This is a genomic window from Streptomyces sp. NRRL B-24572 (assembly GCF_002156145.1).
Classification (GTDB): Bacteria; Actinomycetota; Actinomycetes; order Streptomycetales; family Streptomycetaceae; genus Streptomyces; species Streptomyces vietnamensis.
On record NZ_MWIG01000140.1, the window covers coordinates 1 to 14,888 of the forward strand.

Genomic DNA, 14,888 nt, shown 5'->3' on the forward strand with positions numbered 1-14,888 from the left:
CGCCCCCCTACGTCTCGTCAGGCCCCGTCCCCTCACGCAACGGAGAACCTCGTGCGCCCGCACCGCTCCCTCCTGACCGCAGCCGCCCTCTCCGGGCTGCTCCTCGTCACCGCCTGCGGATCGGCCGACCCGGCGGGTTCCGGGAAGTCCGGCGGCCTCAACCCGCCCGACCTCAAGGCGCCGACCGCCCTCGGCAAGGCCGAGGGCGAGGTCAACCTCATCGCCTGGGCCGGATACGTCGAGGACGGCACCAACGACCCGAAGGTCGACTGGGTCAGCGCCTTCGAGAAGCAGACCGGCTGCCAGGTCAACGCCAAGACCGCCGCGACCTCCGACGAGATGGTCTCGCTGATGAAGACCGGCGCGTACGACGCCGTCTCCGCCTCCGGCGACGCCTCCCTCCGTCTGATCGCCTCCGGCGACGCCGCCCCCGTGAACACCGCGCTGGTGCCGAACTACGCCGACGTCTTCGCCGGGCTCAAGAACAAGGACTGGAACTCCGTCAAGGGCGTCGCCTACGGCATCCCGCACGGCCGCGGCGCCAACCTCCTCATGTACGACACGGAGAAGGTGAAGCCGGCGCCCGACTCCTGGTCCGCCGTCTTCGACAAGGCCTCGGCGCACCACGGCAAGGTCACCGCCTACGACTCCCCCATCTACCTCGCGGACGCCGCCCTGTACCTCAAGGCGACCAAGCCCGAGCTCGGCATCAAGAACCCCTACGCCCTCGACCAGAAGCAGTTCGACGCCGCCGTGGCCCTGCTCAAGGAGCAGAACGCGCACATCGGCGAGTACTGGAGCGACTACCTCAAGGAGATCTCCGCCTTCAAGAGCGGCGACTCGGTCGTCGGCACCAGCTGGCAGGTGATCGCCAATCTCGCGAAGGGCGAGGGCGCGAAGGTCGACGCGGTCCTGCCGAAGGAGGGTTCCACCGGCTGGTCCGACACCTGGATGGTCTCGGCCAAGGCCAAGCACCCCACCTGCGCCTACAAGTGGCTCGACTGGATCGTCTCGCCGAAGGTCAACGCGCAGGTCGCCGAGTACTTCGGCGAGGCCCCGGCCAACGCGAAGTCCTGCGCCGAGACCGCCGACAAGAACCACTGCGCCGTCTTCCACGCCACCGACGAGGCGTACTGGAAGCAGGTCCACTTCTGGACCACGCCCATCGAGCAGTGCCTGGACGGCCGGACGGACGCGCACTGCGTGCCGTACGCCAAGTGGGTCCAGGCCTGGACCGAGATCAAGGGCTGACCCCGACGCCATGACCGCACTCTCCCCCGGGCTCTCCCCCGAGTCCGCGACGCGAGCCGCCGGCCCCGGCCGCAGTGCCGTCCGGCGGTTCGCCGGGGCCCTGCACCGGCGGCCCCGGCTGCGGCTCGCGGCCCTGCTCGCCGCCCCGCTGCTCTGGCTGGTCCTCGCCTACCTCGGCTCCCTCGCGGCCCTGTTCCTGTCCGCGTTCTGGTCGACCGACACCTTCACCTCCGAGGTCGTGCGGATCTGGACCTCGCAGAACTTCGAGGAACTCGTCAGCTCCCCCGTCTACCGGACGGTCGCCCTCCGCACCGTCGGCGTCGCCCTCGCCGTGACCGCGCTCTGCGCCGTCATCGCCTTCCCGCTCGCCTTCTACACGGCACGCGTCGCCCACCCGCGCCGACGTCCGCTGTTCGTGGTGGCGCTGCTCATGCCGCTGTGGGCGGGCTATCTCGTGAAGGTGTACGCGTGGCGGCTGATCCTCTCCGAGGGCGGGCCGCTGGACTGGGCGCTGCGGCCGCTCGGTCTGAGCGGGCCGGGGTACGGGCTCACGGCGACGGTGGTCGTCCTGACGTACCTCTGGCTGCCGTACATGGTCCTGCCGATCCACACCGCGCTCGCCCAGCTCCCCGACAACCTCCTGAACGCCTCGGCGGACCTCGGGGCGAAGTCCTGGCGGACCTTCGTCTCGGTGGTGCTGCCGCTGGTGTGGCCGGCGGTGGCCGCCGGGTCCGTCTTCACCTTCTCGCTGAGCCTCGGCGACTACATCACGGTGCAGATCGTCGGCGGCAAGACCCAGCTGATCGGCAACCTCGTCTACTCCAACGTCACCCTGAACCTGCCGCTGGCGGCCGCGCTCGGCACCGTGCCGGTCGCCGTCATCGTGGTGTACCTGCTCGCGGTGCGGCGCTCCGGCGCGCTGCGCAGCCTGTGACCGGCCGGAAGGACCGCGACCGATGAACCTCTCCCGTCCCGCGCGGATCGCGCTGCGCACCGCGGCCGGTCTCGGCTTCGCGGCGATCTACCTGCCCCTCCTCCTCGTCCTGCTCGGCTCGCTCAACCCGGACCGCTCGGCGAGCTGGCCGCCGCCCGGCCTCACGCTCGACTGGTGGGCGGCGGCCTGGGACAACGAGGGCGCCCGCGCGGCGCTGTGGACCTCGGTCCAGGCCGGTCTGGCGGCGACGGCGGTGGCGCTCGTGCTCGGCACGCTCATCGCCTTCGCGGTGCAGCGGTACTCCTTCTTCGGGCGCGAGGCCGTCTCCTTCGCGGTGGTGCTGCCGATCGCGCTGCCCGGCATCGTCACGGGCATCGCGCTCAACTCGGCCTTCTCCACGGTCCTGGAACCCCTCGGGGTGGGCCTCGGGATGTTCACGGTGGTCGTGGGCCACGCCACCTTCTGCATCGTGGTCGTCTTCAACAACGTGGTGGCGCGACTGCGGCGGCTGCCGGGTTCGTACGAGGAGGCGGCGATGGACCTGGGGGCGCACACGTTCCGCGTCTTCTGGGACATCACCTTCCCGCTGCTTCGTTCGGCGCTGCTCGCGGGCGGGCTGCTCGCCTTCGCGCTGTCCTTCGACGAGATCGTGGTGACGACGTTCACGGCGGGACCGGGGGTGCAGACCCTGCCGGTGTGGATCTTCAACAACATGACCCGCCCTCAGCAGGCCCCCGTGGTGAACGTGGTGGCGGCGGTGCTGGTGCTGCTCTCGGTGATCCCGATCTACGCGGCGCAGCGGCTCTCCTCGGACACGCCGGGCGGCGGGCGGGTGTGAGGGTTTCAGCGAGGCTCCTTCCGCACCCATTCGAGGGTCACGCGCAGGCTCGCGTTCGCGCTGCCCCCGACGACGAGCGCGGTGAGCTTTCCCGCGTCCAGGCCGAGTTGGCACCCGAACTCGACGGTCGCGCGGTCCGCGGCCGCCCGGTGGAACGCGTCGCCGATCTGTCCGGCGAAGGAGGAGAGGGCGTCGGTGACGCCGGAGAGGTCGGGGAGGCGGTCGCCGAGCCCTTCGAGTTCCGAGTCGGGACCGAGGCGCCGCACCTCCACGAAGAGCGTCGCGTTCCCGACCTCGACCTTGGTGATGTCCGGCATCGAAGCTCCCTGCGGCTCAGAGTGTCGGGTCGAGCGCACCCGCGGCCGGCCTGGACGCGGGGCCGGTGGCGCCTGCGGTGTCCGTGGCGAGGGCGCTGCCCCGGAGCCACTCGGGCCAGCTGAGGTTCCAGTCGCCGAAGCCGTTGTCGAAGGGCGTCATGGGCTTCCCGTACCCGTTGACGACCCGCACGAGGTCTCCCTCGCGGACCGTGTGGAACAGCCAGGCCGCGTCCTCGGTGCTCATGCCCGTACAGCCGTGGCTGACGTCCTCGCTGCCCTGGGAGTCGAGCGACCAGGGCGCGGCGTGCAGGTATTCGCCGCTCCAGGTCACCCGGGTGGCCCAGTGGACCTTGAGGTCGTAGAAGTCGGTGCTGCCGCGCTTGATGCCGATGGAGTCGCCGCGCATGCGGACGAGGGGCTCCTTGCCGAGGACGACCTTGATGCCGCCTCTGGTGCGGTAGCCGGCCTTGCCGGTGGTGACCGGGAGGTTGCGCAGGAGCTCTCCGTCGCGGAACACGGTCATCGCGTGGGCGGAGACGTCGGTGACGGCCTCGATCCGGGACCCGGTGGTGAAGCTGAGGGGGCGCGAGGGGCCTCCGTAGAGCCCGCCGTCGATGCGCGCCCCGTCGAGGCCGCTGCGGACGTGGACCGTGGCGCGGGCGGGCCAGTACGTGCGGGGCCGGTAGTGGAGGGTGGTGGGGTCGACCCAGTACCAGGCGCCCTCGACATGGGGTTGGCTCCGCACCTGGAGGGCCCGTTCCACGGCGCGGCGGGCTTCGGGGGCGTCCGCCGGTACGGGGTGGCTGAGCTCGGCGGTGACCGGCATGCCGACGCCGTACGTGCCGCCGTGCTCCGGCCCGAAGGCGACGGTGAGCCGCTCCCCGGCGGGGGCCGGTTCGGTGCGGAAGTCGAGGCGGGCGCGGTGCGGGCCGCCCGCCGCCCCGTCGACGACCAGCCGGGCGGCGTAGCGGGCTCCGGCCGGCAGGGGCAGGGCGCTGGTCCACCGGGTGCGGTCCGCGTTCTGCGATCCGGCGATCCGGCGGCCGCGCTGGTCGGTGACGTTGACGTCGGCGAGCACTCCGGGCGTACGGAGCGCGAGCTCCACGGACCCGGAGGCCCCGGGGCCGATCGTGAACGGCCGGCCGGTGAGGACGCGGTCGCCGCCGAGCGCGACCGTGTGGAGCGGGTCGGAGCAGAGGGCTCTGGCGCCGGCGCAGCCGTCCACCGAGACGACGGCGGTGGAGTCCCGGGCCGCGTCGGCCCGCTGCTCGCGTGCGGGGGCCCGGCCCGGTGACTGGGCCGCCGTGCTGACGAGGACGGCTCCGACGGCCAGGGAGAGCGCCCCCCACCCCTGTGCGTATCTGCGTGGCGACACGTCGGACACTCTCTCCCTTGCGCGCGGTGACGTCGGCGGGCGTTGCCGACCACAGCATCAAAACGGATGAAAGGAGAAAAAGATGATCACAGCGCCGGGCGTGGCGGCGTAGTCGGGCGCGAGACGACTCGAATGGGTCAGCGGGCCGGTCGAAGGGGCGGCGGGGCGGTCACGCGGGACGGGCCGTCGAGCGGGTGGGCGGGCTGATCGCAGGAGTCAACAGGCCGGTCTTACGGGTCAGCGGGCCGGTCGTACGGGTCGGTGGACCGGTCGTACGGGTCAGCGGGCCGGCTCCGGGAGTTCCTCGCCCGTCTCCAGAAGGGACTTGAGGCTGGAGATCAGTGCGGGCCAGCCCTCGCCGACCAGGCCCTTGATGGTGCCGTCGGGCTCCAGGTCGCCATGGGTGACCGTGAGCTTGACCGTGTCGCCGGACGGCTCGATCACGAAGGTCACCCGGGACCGGCGCTCGCGGGCGAGGCGCTCGTACACCTCCTGTTCGAGGCGGACGGCCTCCGCCCAGTCCGGGGTGAAGGTGTGCCAGGTGTACGAGAGGAGGCGGCCGGGCTTGGCCTCCAGGACGACCTGCTCGGGGTCGGCGGTCCTGCGGCCGTGCTCGTCCCAGACCATGGACGCGCCCGGGGTCCACGTCGTCTCGAAGGCCACGCCCCAGTAGCGGCGGGTGAGGTCCGGGTCGGTGAGCGCCTGCCAGAGCTCGTCGGGGGTCGTCCGGATGTAGGTGGTGTAGACGAACGTGTCGCTGTCCATCGCGCTGCCCCTCGGATCTGCTCCCCCGCGGCCTGCCCCTCTCCAGCCTAGGCAGGCGCCGGACGGACGTGCCAGCGAAGGACACCCGTCCGGCCGGTCGGGGATCCCGTCCGGCCGGTCGGGGATCCTGCCCGGTCCGCTGCTGCCCCGTCGGTTGATTAGGTGCGGAGGAAACTATTCAACGTGCTGCTAGCGTGTCCGAATGTCGCTCAAGCACGCCGTCCTCGCAGCTCTCCTGGAGGGCGAGGCCTCCGGATACGACCTGGCCAAGATCTTCGACGTGTCCGTCGCCAACTTCTGGGCCGCCACCCCGCAGCAGCTCTACCGCGAACTGGAGCGGCTCGCCGAGGCCGGTCTGATCACGGCCCGCGTGGTGGAGCAGGAACGGCGCCCCAACAAACGGATGTTCAGCCTCACCGAGCCGGGCAGGCGGGATCTGGTCGCCTACACGAGCGCCCCGCCGCGCCCGAGCGCCGTCCGCGACGAACTGCTGGTGCAGGTGCAGGCCTGCGACGAGGGCGACACCGCGGCCGTCCGGGAGTTCGTGGCACAGCGGATGGAGACGGCCAGGGCCAAGCTGGCCCGCTACGACCGGCTGCGGGAGTGGATGCTCGGCGGCCGGGACGAGGACACGTACCTGGACGAGGCGGAGCGGATCGGCCCGTACCTCACGCTGATGCGCGGCCGGTTCTTCGAGGAGGAGAACCTGCGCTGGGGCGAGCGCGCCCTCGCCGTGCTCGACCGGCGCGCCGCCGCACGGACCGCGGCTCCGGAGGCGGCGCACCAGGGGTGACGCGGGCCCTACTCTGCGGTAACGTCACCGGCCGGCCACCGGAGGCACCGGTGGCACCACGCGGACGGACCGAGGACGGCCTGAAATGAACGTCGGTGACCTCGCCGAGGACTTCACCCTTCCGGACGAGACGGGCGCCCCGCGCTCGCTGACCGGCCTGCTCGCCGAAGGCCCGGTCGTCGTCTTCTTCTATCCGGCGGCGCTCACCCCGGGCTGCACGGCCGAGGCCTGTCACTTCCGCGACCTCGCGGCCGAGTTCCGCGCCGTCGGTGCCCTGCCCGTCGGAATCAGCTCCGACGGGGTGGAGCGGCAGCAGGAGTTCGCCGAGCGGCACTCGCTCGGCTACCCCCTGCTGTCCGACCCGGACGGTGCCGTACGGGAACGGTTCGGCGTGAAGCGCGGGTTCACGCTCGCGCCGACGAAGCGGGTCACCTTCGTGATCGGCCAGGACCGGCGGGTCCTGGAGGTCGTCCGCAGCGAACTGCGGATGAGCGCCCACGCGGACCGCGCGCTGGCGGCCCTGCGCCGCGCCTGAGCCCGACCCCGTTCAGGCGCCTCAGGCCCCTCTGACGCCGAGCGGCTTCGCCTCGACGGCCGCGAACTCCCCGGGCGTGAGCAGGCCCTGCTGGGCGAGCTCGCCGAGACGTGCCGGCTGATCGGACGACCGGTCGCATGAGGGGGGCGTTGCAGGAACACGCTCGGCTGCTTCCGATCGCGGCGGCGGTCACGGCCTCGCGACAGGCGATCTGCGCCTCTTCGACGACCTCGGGCGGTACGCGCACGGTCCCGGCGATCCGGCCGCCGGCCTCACGGATCGCGTCCGCCGCGCGCGGCCCAGACGTGTTCGACGAGCAGCATCGGCGCGCACGAGCCCGGTTCGAGCGTCTCGGCGGCCTCGGCCGCGTCCTCGGGGCCGAGCAGATCGGCCTCGGGACCGATCTCGGCGTGGCCTCGTCGTACTCCTCGCACTCGACGAGTTCGGAGGTGGACACCTCGCCGGTGGCGGACTCGACGACGAGCGAGTCGATCAGCCGTACCTGGCCCGCCCTGCGGAGCTCCGCGATGGCCGTCACCGCCGCCGCTCCCCCGGGAAGGCGAGCACGACGCATCCCACCGGGCCCATGTTGCTCCGTTCCGTCCCTCGTACGGTTCGCGGCCTCCATCCGAACACGGCGGTGCCCGGCCCGCACACGGAGCCGTCACGACGTGCGGGCGCGTGGATGCCGGGTGAGACTCTCTGCATCGCCAGGCCTCCCCCGGCCTACGCGGGAACGGAGTGTGCAGGGATGGACGACTACCCCCTCCTCGACCTCTTCTTGACGATGCTGTGGTTCTTCCTCTGGATCATGTGGCTGTTCCTGTTGTTCAAGGTGATCACGGACATCTTCCGGGACCACTCCCTCAGCGGCTGGGGCAAGGCCGGCTGGCTGATCTTCTGCATTCTGCTGCCGTACCTCGGCGTGCTGGTCTACGTCATCGCCCGCGGCAAGAGCATGGGCCGACGGGACATCCAGCAGGCCAAGGAGAGCGAGGCCGCGTTCCAGGAGTACATCCGCAAGACCGCCGGAACGCAGGGCGGTGGTGGCCCCAGCGCCGCCCACGAACTGGCCCGGCTCGCCGACCTCAAGGACAAGGGGGCCATCACGGCCGAGGAGTTCGAGAAGGCCAAGGCCAAGGTCCTGTCCTGAGGCTCTGGAATCGGCGCGCGGGGAGCCGTGACGCGGGTGCGGAGGGAGGCAGGCGCGATGCCGGGCTCCCGGGTTCCCTGCTGCGGGAGATCGCGGCGGAGCCCGGGAGGCTCCCGGAGGCGCTCGCCTCCTTCGCGCTGCGCCACCTCGGGCCGGGGGCCGGGCCCGCGGTCGAACGCCTCCGCGCCGCTCATCCGGATGCCGACGCTGCGGCTCTGCGGTCCCTCGTCGTCAGCCGCGGACGCCGGCGGGTCGTGGCGGAAGGCTCCTTCGTCGGCGGCCCGTTCCTCCTCTTCATCCCCGTCGCGTTCTGCGGCGCCCTCCTCTCCCAGGCGCGTACGGTGCTCGAACTCGCCGCCTGCGAGGGGCGGGATCCCACCGATCCGGAGCGGGCCGCCGAACTGCTCGTCCTGCAAGGGGTGTACGGAGACACCGTGACGGCCCTTGCCGCCCTCGAAGCCCACGCGGCCGGGCCCCGCGCACGCGACGGACGCGGGCGCACAGCCGTCCTCTGGGACCTGGTGATGCGGATGGCGCGGCTCCTGGGACTGCTCACGCCCTCCGACGACGGCTCCGGCCGACTCGCGCGGTTCGGTCAGTGGGTGCTCGTGGCCTGTGTGTTCCTGCTCGGCCAGGTGGCCCCGCTCGTCTGGCTGCCGTACATGGCCGTCTCGTACAACCGCGCCACGAACCAGATGATGGACCGGGCCACCGTCTTCTACGTCGGCTCGCGCGACCTGCGCTCGCCGCGCCGTGTCCGGGTCGACCCGGCCATGGCCACGGCGGGGCTGCGGGCGCTGGTATCGCTGCTGCTCCCGCTGATCGGGCTCCTGCTTGTCGTCGGCACGGACACCCGGCTCGCGGGCGAGCAGTGGCCCCTGGCCACGATCGTCGTGGTGGCCGGCAGCCTGCTCACGGGCGGCTGGTGGCTGTGGCGCCGCCGCCGTCGGCGGCGAGAGCCACCCCCTTAATAAGTACGCGAGATACCTGTTTGATACGGTCGGATCGTGAGGCTGACGAAGTTCACCGACCTGGCGCTCCGTGCCGTGATGCGCCTGGCGGTCACCGCACCGGAGGAGTCCGTCACCACCCGAGAGGTGGCGGAGTCGATGGACGTGCCCTACGCCCACATGGCGAAGGTGGTCACACGGCTGCAGCACCTCGGCGTGGTCGAGGCGCGGCGCGGCCGTGGCGGCGGCCTGGCCCTGACGGAGCTGGGGCGGCGCTCGTCGGTGGGCTGGCTGGCCCGGACCCTGGAGGGCGATGAGGAGGTCGTCGCCTGCGAGGGCGATCCACCGTGCCCGCTGCGCACCGCGTGCAAGCTGCGCGGAGCACTGCGCGGGGCCCAGGAGGCCTTCTACCGCGCACTCGATCCCCTGACCGTGGCGGAGCTCGTGGACTCGCCGACGGGGCCGTTACTCCTCACCCTCAGCCCACGCCCCACGCGATCACCCTGACAGTGCCCGCTCCCCCGGGAGCATGCGCACACCTTTAAATAAGTAGATCATCTACCAGATTGAGAGTTCCCATGCTGTCCGAGCAGGCCGTTCCGGTCGTCCGCGCCACCCTGCCCGCCGTCGGCGGCGCACTCGACGAGATCACCGAGCGCTTCTACGCGCGTCTCTTCGCCGCCCACCCCGAGCTCCTGCGCGACCTGTTCAACCGGGGCAACCAGGCCAACGGCGAGCAGCGGAAGGCGCTCGCCGGCTCCATAGCCGCCTTCGCCGTCGCCCTGCTCGAGAACCCGGACAGCCGGCCCGACGCCATGCTGTCCCGGATCGCGCACAAGCACGCCTCGCTCGGCGTCACCTCCGCGCAGTACAAGATCGTGCACGAGCACCTCTTCGCCGCGATCGTGGAGGTCCTCGGCGAGGCCGTGACTCCCGAGGTCGCGCAGGCCTGGGACGAGGTGTACTGGCTGATGGCCAACGCGCTCATCGCCGTGGAGGCCCGGCTCTACCAGGAGGCGGGGGTCGCCGAGGGCGAGGTCTGGCGGTCCATGGAGATCGTCGAGCGACGCGAGGAGACGGCCGACACGGTGTCCTTCGTCCTGCGCCCCGCCGACGGAACGCCCACGGCCCCGTTCCGGCCGGGCCAGTACGTGAGCGTCCGGGTCGCGCTGCCCGACGGTGCCCGGCAGATCCGCCAGTACAGCCTGTCCGCCGCTCCCGGGCACCCGCAGTGGCGGATCACGGTGAAGCGGGTCGACGGCGACCCGGCGGGCGAGGTCTCCTCCTGGCTGCACGCCCACGCCGGCGCGGGCGACACCGTGGAGGTCTCGGCCCCGTTCGGCGACCTGGTCCTGCCCGAGGGCGAGAGCCCCCTGCTGCTCGCCTCCGCCGGCATCGGCAGCACCCCGATGCTGGCGATGCTCGACCACCTGGTCGCCACGGGCTCGACCCGCCCGGTCGTCGTGGTGCACGCCGACCGCGCCCCCGCGTCCCACGCGCACGCCGAGGAACTGCGGCGCCTCGTGGACGCGCTGCCGCAGGGGACGCTGCACCTCTGGTACGAGGAGCCGGGCGAGTCCTGCGCCCGGCCGGGCCGCGCGGACGTCACGCTCATCGACCTGCCGGCGGGCACCACCGCCTACCTGTGCGGGCCGCTGGCCTTCCTGCGCGCGGTGCGCGGCGACCTGATCGGCCGGGGCACCGCCGCGGCCGACATCCACTACGAGGTGTTCGGTCCCGACCTGTGGCTCGGCGCCGAGGGCTGACCCACCCGGTCCTCGCCGGTCAGCAGCCGGTCGACCAGATGTGGGAGTCGCCCCGGTCGTTGGCGGCGCCGTCGTAGCCGACCTCCTGCCCCGGGGCGAGGCAGATGGTCATGCCGCCGCCCTGCCAGGCGCTTTCGTAGACCTGGACGTGGTCCTTGATTCCTGGTCCGGAGATGCCGTGGTTCGCCCATGAGGAGTCGGTGTCGGAGATCCAGCTCTCCCACCAGCCGTCGTCTCCGCTCCAGTTGGCGCGCTGGCCGCCGAAGTTCGCGTCCTGCCAGACGCAGAACTCGCCGGCGGGGCATTCGGCGGCTCGGGCGGCGGTGGCGAGGGCGAGGCCGGCGGTGACGGCGAGCAGTGCGGCGGCGGAGGTGGCGAGGAGTCGCTTCACGAGAGGGTGGGGCCTTTCTTCGGGTGGGTGGACGCGGACAGTTCGACTGCCCGCCGCAGCGCGCGGTCGCGCAGCTGCCGGTAGGTGGTGAGTTCGTCGCGGTGCAGGGTGCGCACCGTGACCAGCTCCACGGCCTCCAGCCGCGCGCGCACGCCCTCGAGTCCGGTCTCGCGGGCGCAGCGGGCGGCGACAGCGGGATCGGGGCGGTCGGTGCGGGGGCGGCCCGGTGGGCTCGCGCATCGGGTCCAGCGGGCGAGTGCCGCTCGGTGGGCCGGGTCGGCGCGCATCCGGGCCTGGGCCTCGACGCGGAGGTTGTCGACGGTGACCTGGGCCCGGAACCAGCGGCGCTGATCGCCGTAGAGCCGGTGGCGGGCGGTGGCGAGGCAGCCGTCCTCGTGGGCGGTGACGGTGGCGCCCGTGGCGAGGGTGACGGAGAGTTCACGGGGTCCGGCGCCGAACAGCGCCGCCTGGAGGGCGCGGTCCTCGTCCGGAGCGCGGGGCCGGGCCGTGAGGGTGAGCCCCCGGGCGTCGAGGCAGTCCACCACGAGGCGGTGCTCGGCGGCTTTGAGCAGCTGGTCCTGGGCCGCCCTGCTCACCGGGACACCCGGGGACGCGGGCTTGTGGGGTCCGCCGGGTCCGATGGTGGTGCAGCCCGCGAGCAGGAGTGAGGCGGCCGCGGCAAGGAGGGCGCGACGGGTGCCGGAGGTGGTGCGGAGCATGGAGTCCCCCTTCGATCGTCCCTGCTCGTGACCGGAGGTGATCGTCTTCACCGGCCCGGGAAGATCACTGCCCGGGGTCCGGGCCACCATGCCGAGGGTCACTCGAACGAGTCGAACGCGCCGGGGTGCGCGCCTCTCACGCGCCGTCGATGTGCCGTGAACGGGCGGCGGAGGAGAGGAACGGGGCGGAAGGGAACGACAAAGCCCCGGTTGGACGGGGGATTCCAACCGGGGCCGATCGCCGTGACAGGCGAAGAGCGGTCACCTCTCGGGGGGGGACCTTGGGGACCGGACCCCTTCGCAGTCACATACGTATGAACGGTAAACCTTTCCCGATTGTTCCGAGGAATCCCGAGTGGGCGATGTGAGTCACCTCACCCGGTTTCGACAGGTCTCGTCAGTCCTTCTCGGGGCGGTAGACCTCGCCGGGCTCGGCCTTTCCGGGGGCGAGGAGCTCCGGAACCGTCACGAAAGTGAAGCCTCGCCGCTTGAGCTCGTCGATGATCGACGGCACGGCCGGCACCGTCCCGTCGTAGATGTCGTGGAGCAGGATGATCCCGTCGCGGTGCGCGTTCTCCAGGACGCGCTGCCGTATGAGCGCCGAGTCGGTGGTGGAGTAGTCCTTGGCCGTGATGCTCCACAGGACCTGGGCGAGACCGAGTTCGCGGCTGACGTCGGCCACCGTGCCGTCGGTGCGGCCCTGCGGCGGGCGCATGAGGGTGGGCTTCCGGCCGGTGATCTTCTCGATGGCGTCCTGGGTGCGCGACAGCTCCTCGCGGACCTCGGACTCGTCGAGGTCGGTCAGGATCCGGTGCGACCAGGTGTGATTGGCGACCTCGTGGCCCTCGTCGGCGATGCGCCTGACCACCTCGGGGTAGCGGTCGACGTGCTTGCTGCCGAGGAGGAAGAAGGTGGCGGGGACCTGCTTCTCCTTGAGGACGTCGAGGAGGTGGGGGGTGTCCTCGCCCGGTCCCGCGTCGAAGGTCAGGGCTATGCACTTGACCTTGGCGCAGTCCACGCGGCGAGCCGCGCCGCCCGCCTCGCCGCCCACCTTGTCGCCCGTTCCGGCCTCCGCCCGGGCCTCCTGCGGGGTGAGCGGGTCGACTCCGCAGCCGCTCAGCGTCAGCATCAGCGATGCCGCGGCGAGCAGGGTGATGGCCACTGCCCTGCCGCGGCCAGGCCTGGATCGGAACATGGTGGACCCGCTTTCCCCGTGATGTCTTCGATGCGGCCGTCACCGCTGGTCAGGGCGGTGCGTGCAGCCGGAAGGCACTCTACACATGGTGTATACCGGGGGTGTCGGCGGGGTCCGCCAACCGTTCACGGGCACACGAGAACCCCGGGCGGCGCCCGTCCGCGCCGCCCGGAGCGTCCGCGCGTCCCTCTAGCGGGACGCGAGCAACAGCCGGGCCTCTGTCTCCTGGTCACCGGAGACGGACTGCAGGGACTGGATGTCGAAGCCGGCGGCGAGCACCTTCTCGACCTCGTCGACCGCTCGGTAGCCGCCGTTGAGCGTGGCTCCGACCATGGCGGACAGGTGGGTGGGGCCCACCTCCTCGTGCCGTCCGCCGGCCGTGTCGAACGTGGCGGTCCAGACGGTGGGAGCCGGCCCCGTGGCCGCCTGCGGGCTGAGGGGCGCCTCCTCCAGTTGGTAGACCCGGTCGAGGACGTCGAAGACGGCCTGGGCGTCCTCCTTGCTGCAGTCGCTGAGCTGCACGGTGACGTCGGTGTCGATGTGCAAGTCGTACACGTCGCTCATCTCCTCGCGGCCCGCCGGTCGCTCGTGGTGGCACGTGCTCCTCGTACCGGACGCTCCTCGTGCCACGTCTCCAGCATCCCTCTCGGGAGGCCGCCCCGCGAGGGCCGCCGTCCGCGGTCAGCGTCCTTCGGTGATCCGCTCGACGGTGTCGGCCTCCGAGGCCCGCTTGTCGGGGCGGTAGCGCACGACCCGGGCGAAGCGGAGCGTGACGCCCGCCGGGTAGCGCGTCGAGGACTGGAGCCCGTCGTACGCGATCTCCACGACGAGCTCGGGCCGCACGCGCACGGTGAATCCGTCGTCCGACACGGCGAGTTCGCCGAGCCGCTCGGTCTGCCAGCGGAGCATCTCGTCCGTGAGCCCTTTGAAGGTCTTGCCGAGCATGGCGAAGCCGCCGTCGACGGTCCGCGCGCCGAGGTGGAGGTTGGAGAGCAGTCCGGCTCTGCGGCCGTGGCCCCGCTCCACGGCGAGCACGACGAGGTCGACGGTGCGGACGGGTTTCACCTTCAGCCAGGTGCGCCCCCTGCGGCCGGCCACATAGGGCGCCTCCAACGCCTTGACCAGCACGCCCTCGCGTCCCCGTGCCAGGGTGTCCGCGTAGAACCGCTCGGCGGCCTCGGCCTGCGCGGGATCGGCCGGATCGGTGACGACGATACGGCGGACCCGCTGGGGCTCCGGCAGCAGACGGGCGAGGACGGCGTGCCGCTCCACTCCCGACCGGTCGATCAGGCCTTCGCCGTCCACCACGAGGACGTCGAAGAAGACCGGCGTGAGAGGAAGGGCCGCGTGCGCACCGGCGACGTCGACGCGGGAGCCGACCCGGCCGGCCACCGACTGGAAGGACACCGGGCGTCCCGTGACGGGATCGAGGGCGATCACCTCGCCGTCCAGGATGAACGCGTCGGCCGCTACGGCCCGGGCGGTCGCGACCACCTCGGGGAGGCGGTCGGTGATGTCGTCGAGCGAGCGGGTGTGCACGCGAACGTCGTCACCGCGCCGGTGCACCTGGATCCGGATGCCGTCGAGCTTCTCCTCGACCGCGCACGCCCCCAGGGCGGCGATCGCCTCGGCGACGGAACCGGCCGTGTGCGCGAGCATGGGCTGCACGGGGTTTCCGACCCGCAGCGTGAACCGGTCGAGACCGGGGGCTCCCTCGGCCAGCACGGCCTGGGCGACCGGGGGCAGCGATCCTTCGAGCATCACGGCGCGCCGCAGTTCGGCGGCGGGAACCCCGGCGGCCCGCGCGACGCCCTCCAGGGCGATGGCGTCGAGGGCACCTTGGCGCACCTCGCCGGCCAGCAACCGCAGCAGCAGTTCCTGTTCCTCGTGGGTGGCGGCCGCCACC

The 14,888-nt window shown here is 72.1% G+C and carries 18 protein-coding genes; 9 read left to right on the forward strand and 9 right to left on the reverse strand.

Annotated elements, in window-relative coordinates:
- Positions 1-51 precede the first annotated feature (51 nt).
- Genes CCN56_RS09065 through CCN56_RS09075 form a run of 3 tightly spaced genes read left to right on the forward strand, consistent with a single transcriptional unit; the run spans position 52 to position 3,023 of the window.
- Positions 52-1,251 (forward strand): ABC transporter substrate-binding protein, encoded by a 1,200-nt coding sequence (locus CCN56_RS09065; protein WP_086825327.1) that lies wholly within the window; start codon positions 52-54, stop codon positions 1,249-1,251.
- A 10-nt stretch (positions 1,252-1,261) separates the two neighbouring features.
- Positions 1,262-2,185: an ABC transporter permease gene (locus tag CCN56_RS09070; RefSeq protein ID WP_086825329.1), complete on the forward strand. Its 924-nt coding sequence runs from the start codon at positions 1,262-1,264 to the stop codon at positions 2,183-2,185.
- Between the two features lie 22 nt (positions 2,186-2,207).
- Positions 2,208-3,023, forward strand: coding sequence for an ABC transporter permease (locus CCN56_RS09075; protein ID WP_086825331.1), 816 nt, complete (start codon positions 2,208-2,210; stop codon positions 3,021-3,023).
- A 5-nt stretch (positions 3,024-3,028) separates the two neighbouring features.
- Here the strand turns inward: CCN56_RS09075 and CCN56_RS09080 are convergent, their stop codons facing one another.
- From CCN56_RS09080 to CCN56_RS09090, 3 genes are all read right to left on the reverse strand, one after another.
- On the reverse strand, positions 3,029-3,340 hold the full coding sequence (locus CCN56_RS09080; RefSeq protein ID WP_086825333.1) for a CU044_2847 family protein: 312 nt from the start codon (positions 3,338-3,340) through the stop codon (positions 3,029-3,031).
- Between the two features lie 16 nt (positions 3,341-3,356).
- A complete protein-coding gene (locus CCN56_RS09085) occupies positions 3,357-4,715 on the reverse strand; it encodes an Ig-like domain-containing protein (protein WP_086825356.1) in 1,359 nt (452 codons plus the stop codon).
- A gap of 279 nt (positions 4,716-4,994) precedes the next feature.
- Positions 4,995-5,480 carry an SRPBCC family protein gene (locus tag CCN56_RS09090; protein WP_086825335.1) on the reverse strand — a complete coding sequence of 162 codons (486 nt, stop codon included), beginning with the start codon at positions 5,478-5,480 and terminating at the stop codon, positions 4,995-4,997.
- A 202-nt stretch (positions 5,481-5,682) separates the two neighbouring features.
- Here CCN56_RS09090 and CCN56_RS09095 point away from each other — a divergent pair, with 202 nt between their 5' ends.
- Both CCN56_RS09095 and CCN56_RS09100 read left to right on the forward strand, forming a co-directional pair.
- Positions 5,683-6,273, forward strand: coding sequence for a PadR family transcriptional regulator (locus tag CCN56_RS09095; RefSeq protein WP_086825337.1), 591 nt, complete (start codon positions 5,683-5,685; stop codon positions 6,271-6,273).
- An 85-nt stretch (positions 6,274-6,358) separates the two neighbouring features.
- Positions 6,359-6,808, forward strand: coding sequence for a peroxiredoxin (locus CCN56_RS09100; RefSeq protein ID WP_086825339.1), 450 nt, complete (start codon positions 6,359-6,361; stop codon positions 6,806-6,808).
- 272 nt (positions 6,809-7,080) lie between these two features.
- On the opposite strand, the gene CCN56_RS43035 is transcribed toward CCN56_RS09100, so the two are convergent.
- Positions 7,081-7,242 (reverse strand): hypothetical protein, encoded by a 162-nt coding sequence (locus CCN56_RS43035; RefSeq protein ID WP_179199759.1) that lies wholly within the window; start codon positions 7,240-7,242, stop codon positions 7,081-7,083.
- Positions 7,243-7,559: 317 nt separating this feature from the next.
- On the opposite strand from CCN56_RS43035, the gene CCN56_RS09110 reads away from it, so the two are divergent.
- From CCN56_RS09110 to CCN56_RS09125, 4 genes are all read left to right on the forward strand, one after another.
- Positions 7,560-7,961, forward strand: coding sequence for an SHOCT domain-containing protein (locus tag CCN56_RS09110; RefSeq protein ID WP_086825340.1), 402 nt, complete (start codon positions 7,560-7,562; stop codon positions 7,959-7,961).
- 254 nt (positions 7,962-8,215) lie between these two features.
- Positions 8,216-8,932: a hypothetical protein gene (locus CCN56_RS09115; RefSeq protein ID WP_086825342.1), complete on the forward strand. Its 717-nt coding sequence runs from the start codon at positions 8,216-8,218 to the stop codon at positions 8,930-8,932.
- Positions 8,933-8,968: 36 nt separating this feature from the next.
- Positions 8,969-9,418: an Rrf2 family transcriptional regulator gene (locus tag CCN56_RS09120; protein WP_086825344.1), complete on the forward strand. Its 450-nt coding sequence runs from the start codon at positions 8,969-8,971 to the stop codon at positions 9,416-9,418.
- Positions 9,419-9,489: 71 nt separating this feature from the next.
- On the forward strand, positions 9,490-10,677 hold the full coding sequence (locus CCN56_RS09125; protein WP_086825346.1) for a globin domain-containing protein: 1,188 nt from the start codon (positions 9,490-9,492) through the stop codon (positions 10,675-10,677).
- 19 nt (positions 10,678-10,696) lie between these two features.
- Here CCN56_RS09125 and CCN56_RS09130 read toward each other — a convergent pair whose 3' ends face one another.
- The 5 genes from CCN56_RS09130 to CCN56_RS09150 form a co-directional block, all read right to left on the reverse strand.
- Positions 10,697-11,068, reverse strand: coding sequence for a peptidase inhibitor family I36 protein (locus tag CCN56_RS09130; protein ID WP_086825348.1), 372 nt, complete (start codon positions 11,066-11,068; stop codon positions 10,697-10,699).
- Positions 11,065-11,787 carry a hypothetical protein gene (locus CCN56_RS09135; RefSeq protein ID WP_086825357.1) on the reverse strand — a complete coding sequence of 241 codons (723 nt, stop codon included), beginning with the start codon at positions 11,785-11,787 and terminating at the stop codon, positions 11,065-11,067. The genes CCN56_RS09130 and CCN56_RS09135 overlap by 4 nt, the downstream gene beginning before the upstream one ends.
- A 397-nt stretch (positions 11,788-12,184) precedes the next feature.
- The gene (locus tag CCN56_RS09140; RefSeq protein ID WP_086825350.1) at positions 12,185-12,982 is read right to left on the reverse strand and encodes a polysaccharide deacetylase family protein; all 798 of its coding nucleotides are present in this window, start codon (positions 12,980-12,982) and stop codon (positions 12,185-12,187) included.
- Between the two features lie 189 nt (positions 12,983-13,171).
- Positions 13,172-13,546, reverse strand: coding sequence for a hypothetical protein (locus tag CCN56_RS09145; RefSeq protein ID WP_086825352.1), 375 nt, complete (start codon positions 13,544-13,546; stop codon positions 13,172-13,174).
- A 117-nt stretch (positions 13,547-13,663) separates the two neighbouring features.
- A partial coding sequence (locus CCN56_RS09150) for an ATP-dependent DNA ligase (RefSeq protein WP_107484118.1) occupies positions 13,664-14,888 on the reverse strand: 1,225 nt, incomplete at its 5' end.

Coding starts and splice junctions, on each gene's coding strand:
- CCN56_RS09100 (WP_086825339.1), top strand. CDS start 6,359: ATGAACGTCGGTGACCTCGCCGAGGACTTCACCCTTCCGGACGAGACG.
- CCN56_RS09140 (WP_086825350.1), bottom strand. CDS start 12,982: ATGTTCCGATCCAGGCCTGGCCGCGGCAGGGCAGTGGCCATCACCCTG.
- CCN56_RS09070 (WP_086825329.1), top strand. CDS start 1,262: ATGACCGCACTCTCCCCCGGGCTCTCCCCCGAGTCCGCGACGCGAGCC.
- CCN56_RS09095 (WP_086825337.1), top strand. CDS start 5,683: ATGTCGCTCAAGCACGCCGTCCTCGCAGCTCTCCTGGAGGGCGAGGCC.
- CCN56_RS09125 (WP_086825346.1), top strand. CDS start 9,490: ATGCTGTCCGAGCAGGCCGTTCCGGTCGTCCGCGCCACCCTGCCCGCC.
- CCN56_RS09090 (WP_086825335.1), bottom strand. CDS start 5,480: ATGGACAGCGACACGTTCGTCTACACCACCTACATCCGGACGACCCCC.
- CCN56_RS09080 (WP_086825333.1), bottom strand. CDS start 3,340: ATGCCGGACATCACCAAGGTCGAGGTCGGGAACGCGACGCTCTTCGTG.
- CCN56_RS09135 (WP_086825357.1), bottom strand. CDS start 11,787: ATGCTCCGCACCACCTCCGGCACCCGTCGCGCCCTCCTTGCCGCGGCC.
- CCN56_RS09110 (WP_086825340.1), top strand. CDS start 7,560: ATGGACGACTACCCCCTCCTCGACCTCTTCTTGACGATGCTGTGGTTC.
- CCN56_RS09145 (WP_086825352.1), bottom strand. CDS start 13,546: ATGAGCGACGTGTACGACTTGCACATCGACACCGACGTCACCGTGCAG.
- CCN56_RS09075 (WP_086825331.1), top strand. CDS start 2,208: ATGAACCTCTCCCGTCCCGCGCGGATCGCGCTGCGCACCGCGGCCGGT.